The organism is Maricaulis sp., assembly GCF_039978735.1.
Lineage (GTDB): Bacteria > Pseudomonadota > Alphaproteobacteria > Caulobacterales > Maricaulaceae > Maricaulis.
The window spans coordinates 172,081-187,029 of sequence record NZ_JBDWAS010000045.1 but is presented as its reverse complement, the minus strand read 5'-3'; the positions used below and the strand labels follow the sequence as shown (position 1 = coordinate 187,029).

16 protein-coding genes are annotated in these 14,949 nt (G+C 66.4%); 8 read left to right on the top strand and 8 right to left on the bottom strand.

The window, feature by feature from the left end:
- Window positions 1-60: 60 nt before the first annotated feature.
- Together ABJO18_RS13510 and ABJO18_RS13505 are read right to left on the bottom strand one after the other, a co-directional pair.
- Window positions 61-699, bottom strand: coding sequence for an alpha-ketoglutarate-dependent dioxygenase AlkB (locus ABJO18_RS13510; RefSeq protein WP_348515968.1), 639 nt, complete (start codon window positions 697-699; stop codon window positions 61-63).
- A 120-nt stretch (window positions 700-819) separates the two neighbouring features.
- Complete coding sequence (locus ABJO18_RS13505) at window positions 820-1,248, bottom strand: hypothetical protein (RefSeq protein WP_348506565.1); 429 nt, start codon at window positions 1,246-1,248, stop codon at window positions 820-822.
- A gap of 359 nt (window positions 1,249-1,607) precedes the next feature.
- Between ABJO18_RS13505 and dnaK the strand changes: the two genes are divergently transcribed.
- The 6 genes from dnaK to ABJO18_RS13475 all read left to right on the top strand — a co-directional run bounded on the left by dnaK (window position 1,608) and on the right by ABJO18_RS13475 (window position 8,474).
- Entirely contained in the window at window positions 1,608-3,521 is a 1,914-nt protein-coding gene (dnaK, locus tag ABJO18_RS13500) for a molecular chaperone DnaK (RefSeq protein WP_348506567.1), read from the top strand.
- Window positions 3,522-3,590: 69 nt separating this feature from the next.
- The gene (locus ABJO18_RS13495; protein ID WP_348506569.1) at window positions 3,591-4,454 is read left to right on the top strand and encodes an FkbM family methyltransferase; all 864 of its coding nucleotides are present in this window, start codon (window positions 3,591-3,593) and stop codon (window positions 4,452-4,454) included.
- A complete protein-coding gene (dnaJ, locus tag ABJO18_RS13490; protein ID WP_348506571.1) occupies window positions 4,454-5,638 on the top strand; it encodes a molecular chaperone DnaJ in 1,185 nt (394 codons plus the stop codon). The genes ABJO18_RS13495 and dnaJ overlap by 1 nt, the downstream gene beginning before the upstream one ends.
- Before the next feature lie 55 nt (window positions 5,639-5,693).
- Window positions 5,694-6,815, top strand: coding sequence for a hypothetical protein (locus ABJO18_RS13485; protein ID WP_348506573.1), 1,122 nt, complete (start codon window positions 5,694-5,696; stop codon window positions 6,813-6,815).
- Entirely contained in the window at window positions 6,812-7,642 is an 831-nt protein-coding gene (gene dapB, locus ABJO18_RS13480) for a 4-hydroxy-tetrahydrodipicolinate reductase (protein ID WP_348515967.1), read from the top strand. The genes ABJO18_RS13485 and dapB overlap by 4 nt, the downstream gene beginning before the upstream one ends.
- A 157-nt stretch (window positions 7,643-7,799) precedes the next feature.
- Window positions 7,800-8,474: a YafY family protein gene (locus ABJO18_RS13475; protein ID WP_348506576.1), complete on the top strand. Its 675-nt coding sequence runs from the start codon at window positions 7,800-7,802 to the stop codon at window positions 8,472-8,474.
- 329 nt (window positions 8,475-8,803) lie between these two features.
- On the opposite strand, the gene ABJO18_RS13470 is transcribed toward ABJO18_RS13475, so the two are convergent.
- Window positions 8,804-9,916: a helix-turn-helix transcriptional regulator gene (locus ABJO18_RS13470; RefSeq protein ID WP_348506578.1), complete on the bottom strand. Its 1,113-nt coding sequence runs from the start codon at window positions 9,914-9,916 to the stop codon at window positions 8,804-8,806.
- 115 nt (window positions 9,917-10,031) lie between these two features.
- Here ABJO18_RS13470 and ABJO18_RS13465 point away from each other — a divergent pair, with 115 nt between their 5' ends.
- Window positions 10,032-10,847, top strand: a complete 816-nt coding sequence (locus ABJO18_RS13465; RefSeq protein WP_348506580.1) for a hypothetical protein — start codon at window positions 10,032-10,034, stop codon at window positions 10,845-10,847.
- Between the two features lie 13 nt (window positions 10,848-10,860).
- On the opposite strand, the gene ABJO18_RS13460 is transcribed toward ABJO18_RS13465, so the two are convergent.
- Genes ABJO18_RS13460 through ABJO18_RS13445 form a run of 4 tightly spaced genes read right to left on the bottom strand, consistent with a single transcriptional unit; the run spans window position 10,861 to window position 13,412 of the window.
- Complete coding sequence (locus ABJO18_RS13460; RefSeq protein ID WP_348506581.1) at window positions 10,861-11,334, bottom strand: VOC family protein; 474 nt, start codon at window positions 11,332-11,334, stop codon at window positions 10,861-10,863.
- An 11-nt stretch (window positions 11,335-11,345) separates the two neighbouring features.
- Window positions 11,346-11,939 (bottom strand): hypothetical protein, encoded by a 594-nt coding sequence (locus ABJO18_RS13455; RefSeq protein WP_348506583.1) that lies wholly within the window; start codon window positions 11,937-11,939, stop codon window positions 11,346-11,348.
- 9 nt (window positions 11,940-11,948) lie between these two features.
- Window positions 11,949-12,803, bottom strand: a complete 855-nt coding sequence (locus ABJO18_RS13450) for a methylated-DNA--[protein]-cysteine S-methyltransferase (RefSeq protein WP_348506584.1) — start codon at window positions 12,801-12,803, stop codon at window positions 11,949-11,951.
- 9 nt (window positions 12,804-12,812) lie between these two features.
- On the bottom strand, window positions 12,813-13,412 hold the full coding sequence (locus ABJO18_RS13445; RefSeq protein WP_348506593.1) for a DUF2244 domain-containing protein: 600 nt from the start codon (window positions 13,410-13,412) through the stop codon (window positions 12,813-12,815).
- Window positions 13,413-13,504: 92 nt separating this feature from the next.
- Here ABJO18_RS13445 and nth point away from each other — a divergent pair, with 92 nt between their 5' ends.
- Window positions 13,505-14,221 (top strand): endonuclease III, encoded by a 717-nt coding sequence (gene nth / locus ABJO18_RS13440; RefSeq protein ID WP_348506585.1) that lies wholly within the window; start codon window positions 13,505-13,507, stop codon window positions 14,219-14,221.
- A gap of 219 nt (window positions 14,222-14,440) precedes the next feature.
- Here nth and ABJO18_RS13435 read toward each other — a convergent pair whose 3' ends face one another.
- On the bottom strand, window positions 14,441-14,941 hold the full coding sequence (locus tag ABJO18_RS13435; protein WP_348506586.1) for a DUF6438 domain-containing protein: 501 nt from the start codon (window positions 14,939-14,941) through the stop codon (window positions 14,441-14,443).
- Window positions 14,942-14,949: the final 8 nt, after the last annotated feature.

The following is a 14,949-nucleotide window of genomic DNA, read 5'->3' as shown; positions in this document are numbered from 1 at the left end:
ACAACGCCCGGACGCAGGACCCGTTCCATGGACCGGCGATTTCGCCGGCGGCACGGGCGATCAGACCGGCGTTACGCGCCGCATGGTCAGATTGATGCGTCCGCCGCCGGGGAAGACATCTTCCGGCAAGAGGGTGGACGTGCCCGGATAGATCCGGTCGACGCCGTGATAGCTGCGCCGCGACGCCCCGCCGAGCACCACGACATCGCCCGAGGACAGCACCATGGAGGCCGTCTTGCCGCGCCGCGTCGTGCCGCCGATCCGGAAGCGCGCCTTGTCGCCCAGCGAGACCGAGACGACCGCCGCATCGGTCGCCGCCTCGTCGCTGTCGACGTGCAGGCCCATGCGGCTGCCCGGCGCATACCAGTTTACCAGGCAGGCCTCCGGCGGGGCGGGATAGCCGGACACTGAAGTCCACAAGTCCAACAAAGCAGCGGGCAAAGGCGGCCACGGCGCGCCGGTTTCCGGATGCGCGGGCTCATAGCGATAGCCGCGGGCCTGGTCTGTCACCCAGCCCAGCGGGCCGAAGTTCGTCATCTTCACGGAGAGAGGCTGGCCCGTGCGGGGCATGGAGGGCCGCCAGAAGGGCGCTGTCGCAGCCGCATCGACCACGGCCGCCATCAGGTCCGACTGGGCCTGGCGATCAAAATGACCGGGCAGAAAGCGAAAACCGGGCAGAGGCGGGGCGGGCTCGTCCATGCCCCCAACATGGCGCGCCGCAGGCCACGCTTCCACCCGGAAATCATCCCCCGGTACTCATCCCTGCCGACCGCCGGCGGACGCGTTGCTGCGACACCCGCCGGCGGCCGTCCCAAACGCCTAACGCGCGCCGGAACCGGTAAAGTCGAGCCGGATCTCGCCATTGTTCAGCTGGACATTGCGGGATTCGCGGCGGCCGTCCGGATAGACCACCTCGACAAAGGCTTCGGTGTAGACCGTGTTCATGCTGGTCGAGAATTCACCGGGCGAGGCAACACCCGGGCGATGGCGGGTGACGTGGAAGGTGTGCTCCAGCGGTGTCGTGCCGATGAAATTCATGTTCGTCGTGTCCCGGCCGGCCGGGATCGAGCCCATCACATCCATCGAATTGACGCCGACCGAGCGGTGGCCGGACAGCGACATGTACACTTCAGCCCCCGGTTCGGGCGTGGTGACGATGAAGGTCTGCTGCGGCAGAATCACCGAACAGGCCGACATAATTAATGAGAGCGCTGCGACAACAGGCAGCATCAGGCGTCGGGCAATCATTGTCCCCCCCTCGGGCCGTCCGGCCCTGTGTCTGAAAACCCGTACGGTTTATCGGGGGCTCGCACGGCAGGCCATTCGGTGATCGACGAAGGCGCGCGGGATTTTCTGCGGTCCGCGCCGCCGCGACACCCCGCCCCTGCAATGGACGCGTCTGCGGCCTTGCGCTTGCAGTCATCCCTCCCTAAATCGCCCACCAAGCGCGGGGTTATTCCCCGAACATGCGTGAACCACTCCGGTGTCGGCATCACCGGACATTCAATGACGATCCCGAAGGGGACGGTGAACGGCATCCGGTACGCTTGCGACAAGGTCCTGATGCGCCGAACCGGTCCCGCTTGGAAAAAACGGAGAAACGATCAATGAGCAAGGTCATCGGCATCGACCTGGGTACCACCAACTCGTGTGTGGCCGTTATGGAAAACGGCCAGTCCAAGGTCATCGAGAATTCCGAAGGCGCCCGGACGACCCCGTCCGTTGTGGCTTTCACTGAAGACGGCGAGCGCCTGATCGGCCAGCCGGCGAAACGCCAGGCCGTCACCAATCCGGACTACACCTTCTTCGCCATCAAGCGCCTGATCGGCCGCATGATGGACGACCCGACGGTCAAGAAGGACATCAACATGGTGCCCTACAAGATCGTGCCGTCGGAGAATAACGACGCCTGGGTGCAGGGCCGCGACAAGAAGTATTCCCCGTCCGAGATTTCCGCCTTCACGCTGCAGAAGATGAAGGAAACCGCGGAAAGCTATCTCGGCGAGAAGGTCGAGAAGGCGGTCATCACCGTCCCGGCCTATTTCGACGACGCCCAGCGCCAGGCCACCAAGGACGCCGGCAAGATCGCCGGTCTTGAAGTCCTGCGCATCATCAACGAGCCGACCGCGGCCGCCCTGGCCTATGGTCTCGACAAGGGCGAGAACAAGACGATCGCCGTGTTCGACCTCGGCGGCGGCACGTTCGACGTCTCCATCCTGGAAATCGGCGACGGCGTCTTCGAAGTGAAGGCGACCAATGGCGACACCTTCCTGGGTGGTGAGGACTTCGACCTGCGCATCGTCGAATACCTCGCGGACGAGTTCAAAAAGGAAAACGGCATCGACCTGAAGCAGGACAAGCTGGCCCTCCAGCGCCTGAAGGAAGAAGCCGAGAAGGCCAAGAAGGAACTCTCCTCGGCCACCTCCTATGAAGTGAACCTGCCCTTCATCACGGCCGATGCCTCGGGTCCCAAACACCTGAACATCAAGCTGTCCCGCGCCAAGCTGGAAGCGCTGGTCGAAGATCTGGTCAAGCGCACCCTGGAGCCCTGCAAGAAGGCGCTCAAGGATGCCGGCCTGTCGGCGTCCGACATCGACGATATCGTCCTGGTCGGCGGCATGACCCGCATGCCCAAGGTGCAGGAAGCCGTGAAGGGCTTCTTCGGCAAGGATCCGCACAAGGGTGTGAACCCGGACGAGGTGGTCGCCATGGGTGCCGCCATCCAGGCCGGTGTTCTGCAGGGCGATGTGAAGGACGTGCTGCTGCTCGACGTGACCCCGCTGTCGCTGGGTATCGAGACGCTGGGCGGTGTCTTCACCCGCCTGATCGAGCGCAACACCACGATCCCGACCAAGAAGTCGCAGGTCTTCTCGACCGCCGACGACAACCAGACCGCCGTCACCATCCGCGTCTCCCAGGGTGAGCGCGAGATGGCGGCCGACAACAAGCTGCTGGGCCAGTTCGACCTGGTGGGTATCCCGCCGGCCCCGCGCGGCCTGCCGCAGATCGAGGTTACCTTCGACATCGACGCCAACGGCATCGTCAACGTGTCCGCCAAGGACAAGGCGACCGGCAAGGAACAGGTGATCCGTATCCAGGCCTCCGGCGGTCTGACGGACGACGATATCGAACAGATGGTCAAGGATGCCGAGGCGAATGCCGAGGCCGACAAGAAGAAGAAGTCGCTGGCCGAGGCCCATAACGGCGCCGAAGCCATGATCCACCAGACCGAGAAACAGCTCGAGGAGTTCGGCGACAAGGTGCCGTCCGCCGACAAGGAAGCCATCGAGGCGGCCCTGGAAGAGCTCAAGGCGGTCAAGGATGGCGACGATGTCGAAGCCATCCAGCAGAAGACCCAGGCCCTCGTCCAGGCCGCAATGAAGCTGGGTGAGGCGATGTATGCCGCCCAGCAGCCCGAAGGTGCCGAAGGCGGTGAAACCGCCTCCGAGGACGCCTCGGACGATGACGTGGTCGACGCGGAGTTCTCCGAAGTCGACGACGAAAACAAGAAGGACGGCTAAGGTCCGGTGATCCGGAGCGGCTGGCGGGAAACCGCGGCCGCTCCGGGCCCGCCGGCCCAGGAGTGCCACATGGCCCGTCCCGACCCGATTTCCGCACCTTTCGGTGCCTTTGCGCTCCCCGAGCTGGCGGAGCGATTCCGGCGCCTCCCCATGTCCCTGCCGCTCGACGGCCTGCGCCGCGGCGCGGAGACCGTGGTGCGGCGCACGCTGATGTCCGGCGGCCGCGACATCGCCGATGTCGAGGTGTTTCCCGGCCAGTTCGCCCGCCTGCACCTGCGCGACAATCGCTGCGAGAAGCGTGTCTTCGCCGGTGCACGTACCTGGGACGATGCGGAGCGGGCCGAGATCCGCGCCCGCATTGCCGCCCACGACGCCGATACCCCCTTCAATTTCGTCGATGCCGGCGCCAATGCCGGGCTCTACACCCTGTCGGTTCTGGCAGACGGAAAGACGCTGGGGCGGCCGGTGACGGTGGTGGCGATCGAGCCGGACACGGAGAACCGGCGGCGGCTGGAATTCAATCTGCGATCGTCAGGCGCCGAAGGCGTGACGGTCGTGCCCTGTGCGCTGGGCGCCGAAGCGGGCGAAGCCCGCATGGTGCAATCCGGCAAGAACCGGGGCGAAGTGCATGTCGAAACCGGCGGCGAGGGCGACACGGTCGCCATGCGTCCGCTGCAAGCCGTGCTGGAAGAGGCCGGCATTGCGCGTGTCGATGTCATGAAGATCGACATCGAGGGCTATGAAGCTCCGGTTCTGGAGGCTTTCTTTGCCCGGGCGCCGCGCACGCTTTGGCCCGGCATGATCCTGATCGAAACGCGGCACGAAGCCGCAATCCATGACGGCGCCGCGGGCCTGTGTCTTGCACAGGGCTATACGCTGGCGCGGCAGATGCGGCAGAACGCGGTACTGGTTCTGTCCCACGGTGAATCTTGATGAGTAAACGCGACTATTACGAGACACTCGGTGTCGACCGTTCGGCAGACGAAAAGGCGCTGAAGAGCGCCTATCGCAAGCTGGCGATGCAGTATCACCCGGACAAGAATCCGGGCGATGCGGAGGCCGAGGCCAAGTTCAAGGAAGTCGGCGAGGCCTATGCCATCCTGTCCGACAAGGACAAGCGCGCAGCCTATGACCGCATGGGCCACGCCGCTTTCGAACAGGGCGGCATGGGCGGCGGCCAGGGCCCGTTCGGCGGTGGCGCCGGCGCGGCCGAGTTCGCCGACATTTTCGAACAGGTCTTCGGCGAAGCCTTCGGCATGGGCGGAATGGGCGGCGGCCGTCGCGGCGGGCGCAGCCATGGTCCGGCCCGCGGTGCCGATCTGCGCTATGATCTCGAGATCGCCCTGGAAGATGCCTTCAACGGCAAGGAAGCGACGATCAAGGTCCCCACGGCGATGCATTGCGAACGCTGTGACGGGCAGGGCAATGAGCCGGGTACCGAGCTGGAAACCTGCGGCACCTGTGGCGGGGCCGGCCGGATCCGCCGTTCCCAGGGCTTTTTCACCATGGAGCAGACCTGTCCGCATTGCGGCGGGCGCGGCCAGTACGTGAAAACACCGTGTCAGGACTGCGATGGCGTCGGCCGGGTGCGCAAGACCCGCACGCTGAATGTCACCGTTCCGGCCGGCGTCGAGGACGGTACGCGCATCCGTCTGGCCGGCGAAGGCGAAGCGGGGGCCCGTGGCGGTCCGCGCGGCGACCTCTACATCTTCATTTCCGTCAAACCGCACGAGATTTTCGAGCGCGACGGACCCAATCTCTACTGCCGCACCCCCGCCTCCATGGTGCAGGCCGCGCTGGGCTGCTCCATCGAAGTGCCCACGATCGAGGGCGGCAAGGCCGAGATGAAAATCCCCGAGGGCGCCCAGACCGGACGCCGCATGCGCCTGCGAGGCAAGGGCATGCCCCGCCTGCGCGGCGGCCCGCGCGGCGACATGATCGTCGAGCTGTTCGTGGAAACCCCGCGCAATCTGTGCGACCGCCAGAAAGAGCTCCTGAAGGAATTCTGCGATCTCTCCGGCGAGGGCTGCAATCCCGACAGCGCGGGTTTCTTCAACAAGGTCAAACAGTTCTGGGACGATGTGACGACCGATGACGGTCGGCCCAACGCCAACTGATCCGCTGCACGCAATCCGCGTGACACCCTGCGCCGCAACGGCGTAGGGTTCGCGCATGGATACCCGGCCGGACACGACTGCCCCTGCTGACACGCCCGCAGACGCGACGCATTTCGAACCTTTCGAAATGCGGCTCTACCGCGTGTCGCCGCTGGGCCCGCTCCTGACAACGCTGGCGCTGTTCGTGCTGGTCTATGGCGGTTTCGTGCTGATCGCCGAGACCACGCGCCAGCCATCGCTGTTTCATGTCAGCGCATCCGGCGAGATCGTGCTGGTACAGGTCGCCTGGATCGCGCTGGTCCTATCGCTGATCTTCACCGCCGGCATTGCCTTTACCGAGTTCAGCCGCCGCATGTGGCAGGCCGAGACCGATGCCCTGGCCGCCGCCCTCGAACCGGCCGGCGCCGACAGTGCCGGCGCCTTCGCCCTGGGCATCCCGCACAGCTGGAGCCGGCGTTATGCGCTGATGTTCCTGGCCGGAGCAGCGGCCGGTCTCGTCTTCAACGGCGTGATCATCATCACCAGCAATTTCACCTTCGTCAGCTATCTGCAGTCGGTCGGCCTGTGGTTTGTCCTGGTCTCGCCCGTGCTCTATGGCATCGGTTTCCGGGCCGGGATCGACCTGGCGCGCGAGAGTGCAGCCATCAAGCAGCTGATCCGCGAGCACCTGACGATCGATCTCTTCCATCTCGACCGGCTGGACGTGTTCGGCCGGATCGGGCTGCGCGCCGCGCGGTCCTGGCTGATCATGGCCGGTATCCTGCTGCTTTTCCTCATCAATCCAAACCGGCCCGACGCGCTGTTCGATGCCACACAGCTGTGGATCACCGTGCCGGTCGTCGCCGCCTCGATTGCCGGCGGCGTCATCGTGCTGACCAGCGCGCTGCACCCGGTGCATGCCAAGATCCGCGCCGCCAAACAGGCCGAGCTCGTCCGCATCCATGCCGAAATGGCCAGGGTGCGCGAGCGCGCGCTGGCCGGCGATGCCGAGGCCGCCTCGGCGCTGGCCGGTCTGACCGATTACGAGATCTGGGTGAATGCGCGGCCGGAATGGCCGGTCTCGGCGAGCGTGACAACGCGTTTCTCGCTGTATGTACTGATCCCGGTCATTCCCATCATCGGGTCCTATGTGTTTGAAAAGCTGGCCGATCAGTTTGTTTCCGGAGGGGGAGTATGAGCCAGGTCATCCGTGTAGCGCTTCTGGGTGTGACCGGGCGTCTGGGCCGGGCCATCGGCCGGGCCGTCCTGCAGGCACCCGATTTCGCCCTGACAGGCGCCGTTGTGCGTGCGGGCTCGCCGTCGGAAGGCGAGGATGTCGGCGAATGGCTGACCGGCGCCCCCTGCGAGTGCATCGCGACGGTCGCGCTCGAGGACGCGATCCGCGACGCCGATATCGTGCTCGATGCCAGCCTGCCGCGCATGACGGCCGCAACGGCCGAGCGCCTAGCCGGCTGGAACGGTCCGCCCTTGGTCAGCGGTGTGACCGGGTTCGACGCGGACGAAGAGGCCCGGCTGGCGGGCGCCGCCAAGCGCCTGCCCATTCTCTCGACCGGGAATTTCTCGCTCGGCGTCGCCCTGGCTGAAGCCCTGGTACGCCAGGCCGCCGGCCGGCTGCGCGCCCATGACTGGGATATCGAGATCGAGGAAACCCATCACCGCATGAAACCCGACGCACCCTCGGGCACGGCCCTGCTGCTGGGCCGGGCCGCCGCCGAAGGGCGCGGCGAGGATCTCGATGCCGTTGCGACACCAGGACGCCATGGCACGACCGGCCCGCGAAAGCCCGGCACGATCGGTTTTTCCGCCACGCGCGGCGGCACCATTATCGGCGAACATGCCGTGCGATTTCTGGGGGATATGGAAGAGATATCCATCTCCCACCGCGCCTTCGACCGCTCGATCTTCGCCGCCGGCGCGCTGGAAGCTGCACGCTGGATGTCGAACAAGGGCGAGGGCCGGCCGGCCGGCCTCTACTCCATGCAGGACGTCATAGCCGGCGGCTGACAGGATTTGTCAGGACTTGTGTGACAGGCCTCCCGCGGCGTTGCACGTGAAACATGCCGGAGACGGCACCGGCCGGGTCCTGCTTGCGCAGGGTCCGAAATCCTGACATCATCCCGCCAGATCAGCCGGCCTTCAGGCCGAATTTCAGGGGGTGTCAGTGCGCAGGGCCGAACGTCTCATCCGTATCGTACAGGCCTTGCGGGAAGCCGCGCCCGGCGCCGTGACCGCCCATGACATGGGCAAGCGGTTCGAGGTCTCCGAACGCACCATCTATCGTGACATCGCCCACCTGATCGGCTCCGGCGCGCCGATCGACGGCGAAGCCGGTGTCGGCTATGTGCTGCGCCCCGGTTTCGACCTGCCGCCGCTCACCTTCTCCTATGAACAGCTTGACGCGCTCGCCCTGGGCGCCCGCCTGGTCAAGGCGACCGGCGACAAGGATCTGGCCATGGCCGCCGCCGAGGCGCTGGGCAAGATCGAGCACGCCCTGCCCGACACGCACCGCCAGCGCCTGCGCTCCACGCCGCTGTTTGCCGCCTTCCTCGACGAGACCGTGCGGCCGGAGGCCTTCGGCCCCGTGCGCAACGCCATCGCCAACAAGCGCAAGCTGCGCGTGGTCTATAATTCGCTGCAGGACGAGGTGAGCAAGCGCGTCATCCGCCCGCTGGCGCTGACCTGTTTCGGCCGCGTCTGGCTGCTCTCGGCCTGGTGCGAACTGCGCAATGATTTCCGCCACTTCCGCACCGACCGCATCGAACGCCTGACCGTCCTCGCCGAAAGCTATGAAGACGAGCCCGGCAAGCGCTACGAAGACATGCGCCGCGCGGCGTAGCCGCTCTCACTCTTCTCTTGTCATCCCGGATGGATGCCCGGCGAAAGCCGCGCGCAAGTCCGGGACCCATAACTCCGACGCGTCTCCAGCTGGCGCGACCATCGAGCCTGCTTTCGTCCGGCAGCGAGCGTATGGGTCCCGGCCCTTCGACCCGCCTTCGCGGGCCATTCGGCCGGGATGACAAGGAAGGGTCTGGGAAAGCCGCCCAGCCCCTTCTGTCCATTCGATCTCTTGCCAGCCAGCGGGCCGCAGGGGAGGCGTCTCGTCAAGGGCGCCGGAGGCGCCGCATGCGGGCTGGTTTGCGCGTGCGCGCGGCGAAACCCCTGCCCCTAACCCCGCACCTCATCCCGATACGCGCTGGGTGTCATGCCGGTGAATTTGCTGAAGGCGCGGTTGAAGCTGGGTTTGGAGCTGAAGCCGGCCTCGAAAGCGAGGTCGAGCAGGCTTCGTCCGGTATGCGGATCGGCCCGCAGGGTCCGCTGCACCGCCTCGACACGGCGCGCATTGATCCAGTCGCTCACCGCCATGCCCAGCGCGTCGCGCACGGCCAGCGACAGACGCCGCGGCGAGACCGACAGGCGCCCGGCGATACGCCCCAGCGTCAGGTCGGGCTCGCGCCACAGCGCCTCTTCCTCCATCAGCGCGGTGAATTGCCCGGCCAGCGCCGGATCGGCCCGCATCCGTGACGCCGGAGCCGCTATCGCACTGCGCGGTGTTTCGGCCGGGAAAAGCACGAAACTGCGCCACAGGCCGGCCGTGATGAAGGTGTAGACCAGCGCGATAATTCCGGTCAGCAGACCCGCCTGGTAGAGGCGCACCATCGGATCGGAGATCGGGCGGCAATTGAAGTTGGTCGCGACCGCGTTCACCCCGAGCAGCATGGCGAACAGGGCCGCACTCATCCACAGCCAGACCCGCCGGTCGCCATCGCCCTGGCGCAGATAGCCGCTGGCCGCAACGATCCGCCAGGCCAGACCCGCATAGATCACCAGCGCCGCCGCACTGGCATAGGCGTAGACATTGATTTCCCACTCCGGCCACAAATAGAGCGTCGCCCCCATCACCAGCGCCGGCACCGCATGCAGCGCGCGCAGCGGCTGCGGCCGCCAGGCCGCATCGAGGAATTCACGCACATAGAACAGCGCCAGCGGCCCGAAGATGAAGCCGACGATGGCGCGCAGTTCGAGCAGCTGGATCAGCCAGCCCAGCTGCGGCATCCAGGCCGGCGAAGCCTGCTGATAGGCGATATTGGCCAGGGCCTGCAGGGCAAACAGGAGGAACAGCGCCGTCAGCGGCAGCGAGGGCCGCCGGCCGGTGAGGCGCAGGGCCAGCAATCCGGCGACCAGCAGCAGGCCGGTCAGGGCGATGAAGCCGTGCAGCCAGATGGCGACATCCGCCGGGATATCGATCGGCCAGGATCGTGAAGCATCGCCGTCCGGCATATTAAAAGGCCCTAATTTCGCGTTTCAGATCTTGCCGCTGGCGGGTTGTGATGCGACGGGGCAGGCGGATCTGACAACAAGACGTCCGGTTCATCAATCTCGCAGGACGCAAACCATGCACATAAGATCCCTCCTCGCGGCCGGCCTCGCCGCAACGCTCGGCCTCACCGCGCCGGCCTTCGCACAGACCGAAGACAGCGCTACCGCAACCGAAACGGCCCCCACGCCGGATATGGCCGGTTCGCGCTATGTCCTGGATCATATCTTCTTCTTTTCCGACGGTTTCGCGCCGGAGCTGGCCTATACCGAACAGCACGGTTTCAACGCCTGGCCCTTCCCCAACACGCATACCGGCCAGGGCACGACCGGCCGCTATATCTATTTCGACAATGTCTATGTGGAATATCTCTGGGTCGACGATGCGGACGCCGCCGAGGCGAACATCCCGCGCGCCCGCTCGGACTTCAATGCCCGCAATACCTGGCGGAATGACCCGTCGGTCTCGCCCTTCGGCATCGGGCTGAGAGACCGCCGCGAAGGCGAGCCGCGCGCCTTCGAGACCAGCACCTACACGGCAGAATGGATGAATGGCGGGTTCGACCTCTTCCCGGCCGAGAGCGCCGGCGACATCACCGAGCCCTGGGTCTTTTTCCTGCCCGATGCGATCACCGGCAATCCGCGGGACAACTTCTCCGGACGCGGGCTGACGCGGCTCGATCACCCCAATGGCGCGCGTGTCGTCACAGCGGTCACGCTGGTCCTGCCGCACGGCCAGGACCCGTCACGCACCCTGCGCACGCTGGAAGCGGACGGGCTGATCACGATCGAACATGGCGACGAACACCGTATGGAGATCGAGCTGGATCACGGCGCACAGGGCGAAACCGCCGACATGCGCGATCGCGGCATGCCGGTGATCTTCCGCTGGTAGAACCGCGCCGGCGCTACCAGCTGCCGGTATTCTCCATGCTCGCCCAGGGCTCCTGCGGCGGGAGGTTGTCGCCGCGTTGCAGGAGTTCCACCGAGATACCGTCCGGCGAGCGCACGAAAGCCATATGGCCGTCGCGCGGCGGACGGTTGATCGTGTAGCCCATCGCCTGCAGGTGGGCGCAGGTGTCGTAGACATTGTCCATGCGATAGGCGAGATGGCCGAAATTGCGGCCGCCGGAATATTCCTCCGGATCCCAGTTATGGGTCAGCTCGACACAGGGCAGGCCTTCGGGGATCTTGCCACCGGTATAGACACCGCCCGGATAGCCTGCCGCCTCGACATCTTCCGGCGTGGCGAGAAAGATCAGGGTGAAACGGCCCTTCTCGCTGTCCATCCGGCTGATTTCCTTGAGGCCCAGGCCTTCGCAGTAGAAACGCAGGCTCGCGTCCAGGTCCGAAACCCGGACCATGGTGTGCAGGTAGCGCATGGCAATCCGTCCTAATTCGTCTCGTTGGCGGGTTCGGTGCCCGTTTCCCGCTGACCGGGATTTTTCGGATCGGGCACCGCTCTCACCGCCCATTTGGGGCGTTTGCGCGGAATGACAATGTCATCGAAGGGTTCGCCGCGGGCGCGGGCCAGAGCCGGCACGAAGCCTTCCGGCGAGCGGGCGTGGTGGATGCGGGCCATCAGCGCGCCGCAGGCCGCCCAGATCAGGCAGAATCCGAAGAACATGTAGAACATCCACGGATAATAGCCCTCGTCATACCAGGGCCCGCCATCCAGCCCCATGACGACGACCGGCCACAACGCCACCAGGCCCAGCGCGGCCAGCGGCGTGATCGCGATCGCCAGCAACAGCGTGCCCGCCGCATAAAGCGCCCAGCGCGGCTCGTAGGCGGCGACATAGAGGCGTTCGAAAGCGGCGGCATCGACGCCCCGCACGGTGGCCGGCTTGCTCTCGCAGCGCTCGGCATACTCGATCCGCGCGTCTTCCATCAGCCGCCGGCGCGCCGCGACCCAGCGGATCAGGAAGGCGGCGGCGGCGACAAGGCCGGTAATGCCGGCAATGGCGAAGGGGTGTGAAAGGTCCATGCACGTAATTTAACGCGCAACGGCCTCGTAGGCGAGCATGGCGCGCTTGCGTTCGACACCCCAGTGATAGCCGGTCAGCTGGCCGTCCGCCGCGATCACGCGATGGCAGGGGATCAGCCAGGCGACCGGGTTCGCCCCGACCGCCGCACCCACGGCGCGCGCCGCCTTCGGCGTGCAGACCTGCTGGGCAATCGATTTGTAGCTTGTCGTCTCGCCGGCCGGGATCTCCAGCAGGGCCCGCCAGACCTGGCGCTGCCAGGGCGTGCCATAGAGCGCCAGCGGCACCGGCGCGCCGGGTCCGCCGCCCAGGAAAATCCGCTCGGCCCAGGCCCGCGCCTCCGCGTCGTCGCGGACATAGTCTGCGGCGGGAAAGCGGGCGTGCAGATCCTCGAAGGCCGTTTCGACATCCGGTTCGGCAAAGGCGAGGGCGGAGAGGCCGCGCGGCGCGATCAGCAACACCGCCTCGCCGAAGGGCGTGGGCGTTGCGCCCCAGGTGAAGGAGAGCCCGGCACCGCGCCGTTTCGCATCGCCCGGGGTGACGGCTTCATGCGCGATGAAGAGATCATGCAGCCGGCCAGGGCCCGACAGGCCCGCATCGAAGGCGGCGTCGAGAATGCTGGCACCATCCTCCAGCGCCTCGCGGGCGGCGCCATGAGCCAGCGCACCGACATATTTCTTCGGGCTCAGCCCCACCCAGCGGGTGAAGAGGCGCTGGAAATGGTGCGGCGACAGGCCCGCCGAGCGCGCTGCGGCGTCCAGATCGGGATGGTCGCGCCAGTTCTCGCCCAGCCAGGCGAGGGCCGAGGCGATGCGGCGATAATCACGGCAGGCCGTGTCGAGATCGAGAATTTGTGCGGTCATCATGCGGCCAGTCTAGCCACCGCTCGGCAGCGCTCCACCCGGTTCTTGCGCCGGGTCCTGCGGGGTGTCCTGCGACGCCTCGCGGGCCGGATTGAGCGAGCGGCGTGCCGTATCGATCGCCGTCCCCAGCGCCTCGGCAAATTCGCCGCGCTCGGGCGGGCTGAGGAAACTGCCCAGCACCAGCGCGCGCCCATGGGCGCTCAACGCCAGCTGGGCGTGGTGTTCACCCGGATCGATCAGGCGCAACTGCACCCAGGCCGTGGGCAGGCGGTAGCGGCGGCGATGCCCGGTCGGGTGCTGGCGCACCACCTCGATATCGCGCGCATTCACCGTCACCCATTCGCGCGCACGCCCGTCGCGATAGGAAATGCGGAAGGCCAGCCAGACCAGGAAGGCATCGAGCCCGAAAAACGGCGTCACCGGCCAGGCCCCGATGGTGATGAAGAGAATGCCGGCGCTGAAGGAGATAATGGCGATGGCAATCATCAACGCCGTGAAGGCCGGATTGGGCAGCGACCGGTTGGGCGCCAGTTCGGCCTCCATGAAGGCCGGGCCTTCATGCGGTGCAATGGCCTCCGCCTCGGCGGGCCAGCTTTCCACGATCGTGCGCATGCCGGGCAAGATAGACGCTCCTGTGGCCGAGACAATGGCGCCCGGGGTCGCAGGCGGATGACAGGACGCGCGAAGCGGCTATACCTGCAGCCATGTCGACACCCACGCCCCGCAAGACTGCCGCCAGGCCGAAATCCCGCCGCAAGCCCCAGCCGCGCGGCCTTTCGCGCGAGCAGGCGCACGATCTGATGGCGCGGCTGGCACAGGACCGGCCCGCCCCGCGCACCGAGCTGGACTATACCAATCCCTATACGCTGCTGGTCGCGGTCGCCCTGTCGGCCCAGGCCACCGATGTCGGCGTGAACAAGGCGACGAAGCTGCTGTTCCAGGAAGCCGATACGCCGGAGCAGATGGTCGCGCTGGGCGAGGACCATGTGCGCGACCGCATCAAGACGATCGGCCTGTTCCGCAACAAGGCGAAGAATGTCATCGCCCTGTCGAAAATCCTGATCGAGCAGCATGGCGGTATCGTGCCGGCCGAGCGCGAAGCACTGGAAGCCCTGCCCGGCGTCGGCCGCAAGACCGCGAATGTGGTGCTCAACGAGGCCTTCGGCGTGCCCACCATCGCCGTCGACACACATATCTTCCGTGTCTCCAACCGCACCAAACTCGCCCCCGGCAAGGACCCGCTGGCGGTCGAGCTGCGGCTGGAAAAGATCATGCCCGACGAATTCCGCCAGGGCGCCCACCACTGGCTGATCCTGCACGGCCGCTATGTCTGCAAGGCCCGCAAGCCGGAATGCTGGCACTGCCCGATCGAGGATCTGTGCCAGTTCAAGGACAAGACACCGGCCCCGAAAGGGGCTTGAGGCACGGCTTCCCCTGACACCCTCTCTATTTTCCCAATACGGTCCATTTTCCCCAACCTCACCACTTTCCCCGGACTTGTTCCGGGGTCCGGGGGCCTCGACGGGCTTGCGCTGACGCCAGCCACATACAGTTCGAGAGGCGGCGGTGACCCACACGTCACCTTTTCCGGGCCCCGGAACGGGGTCCGGGGAAAGTGGTTGAGCTGATTTTCCCGCCCCCTACCGCTCCACAGCGATCAGCGTGTCGTAGTCATACTGCGCCCGCAGGGCCTCGCTGATGCGTTCCAGGCGGTCGATGGCGGGGTGGCCGGAGCAGCCGCGATACCAGCTCACATCCTGACGGCCGTCCATGCGGGTGATGGAAAGCTCATAGCCCGGCGCATCAGTGTGCCAGAGCGGGCAGGTGTCCTCGTCTGTGCGGCTGACCGAGACCGGCAGGCCGGCCGCATCCTCGCGCTCGAGCACGGCCGTCATGCGCGCAAAACTGCCCGTGTCCAGCGCGCCCGTGGTGCGGCCCTGCGTCTGCGTATGGCTGCGCGCCTCGAGCACATAGCGGTCATCCGGCGTGACGGTGATCGTATAGGCCGGGCAGAAGCCGAAACAGGGCGTCTCGGTGATGCTGATCGCACGATAGGTGTCCGGTGCGGCCGGACCGGACGTCGCGGCACAGGCCGACAGGCCGGCGGCCAGAAGAAGGGCGGAGAGACTGTGACGGATCATGGCGGCCT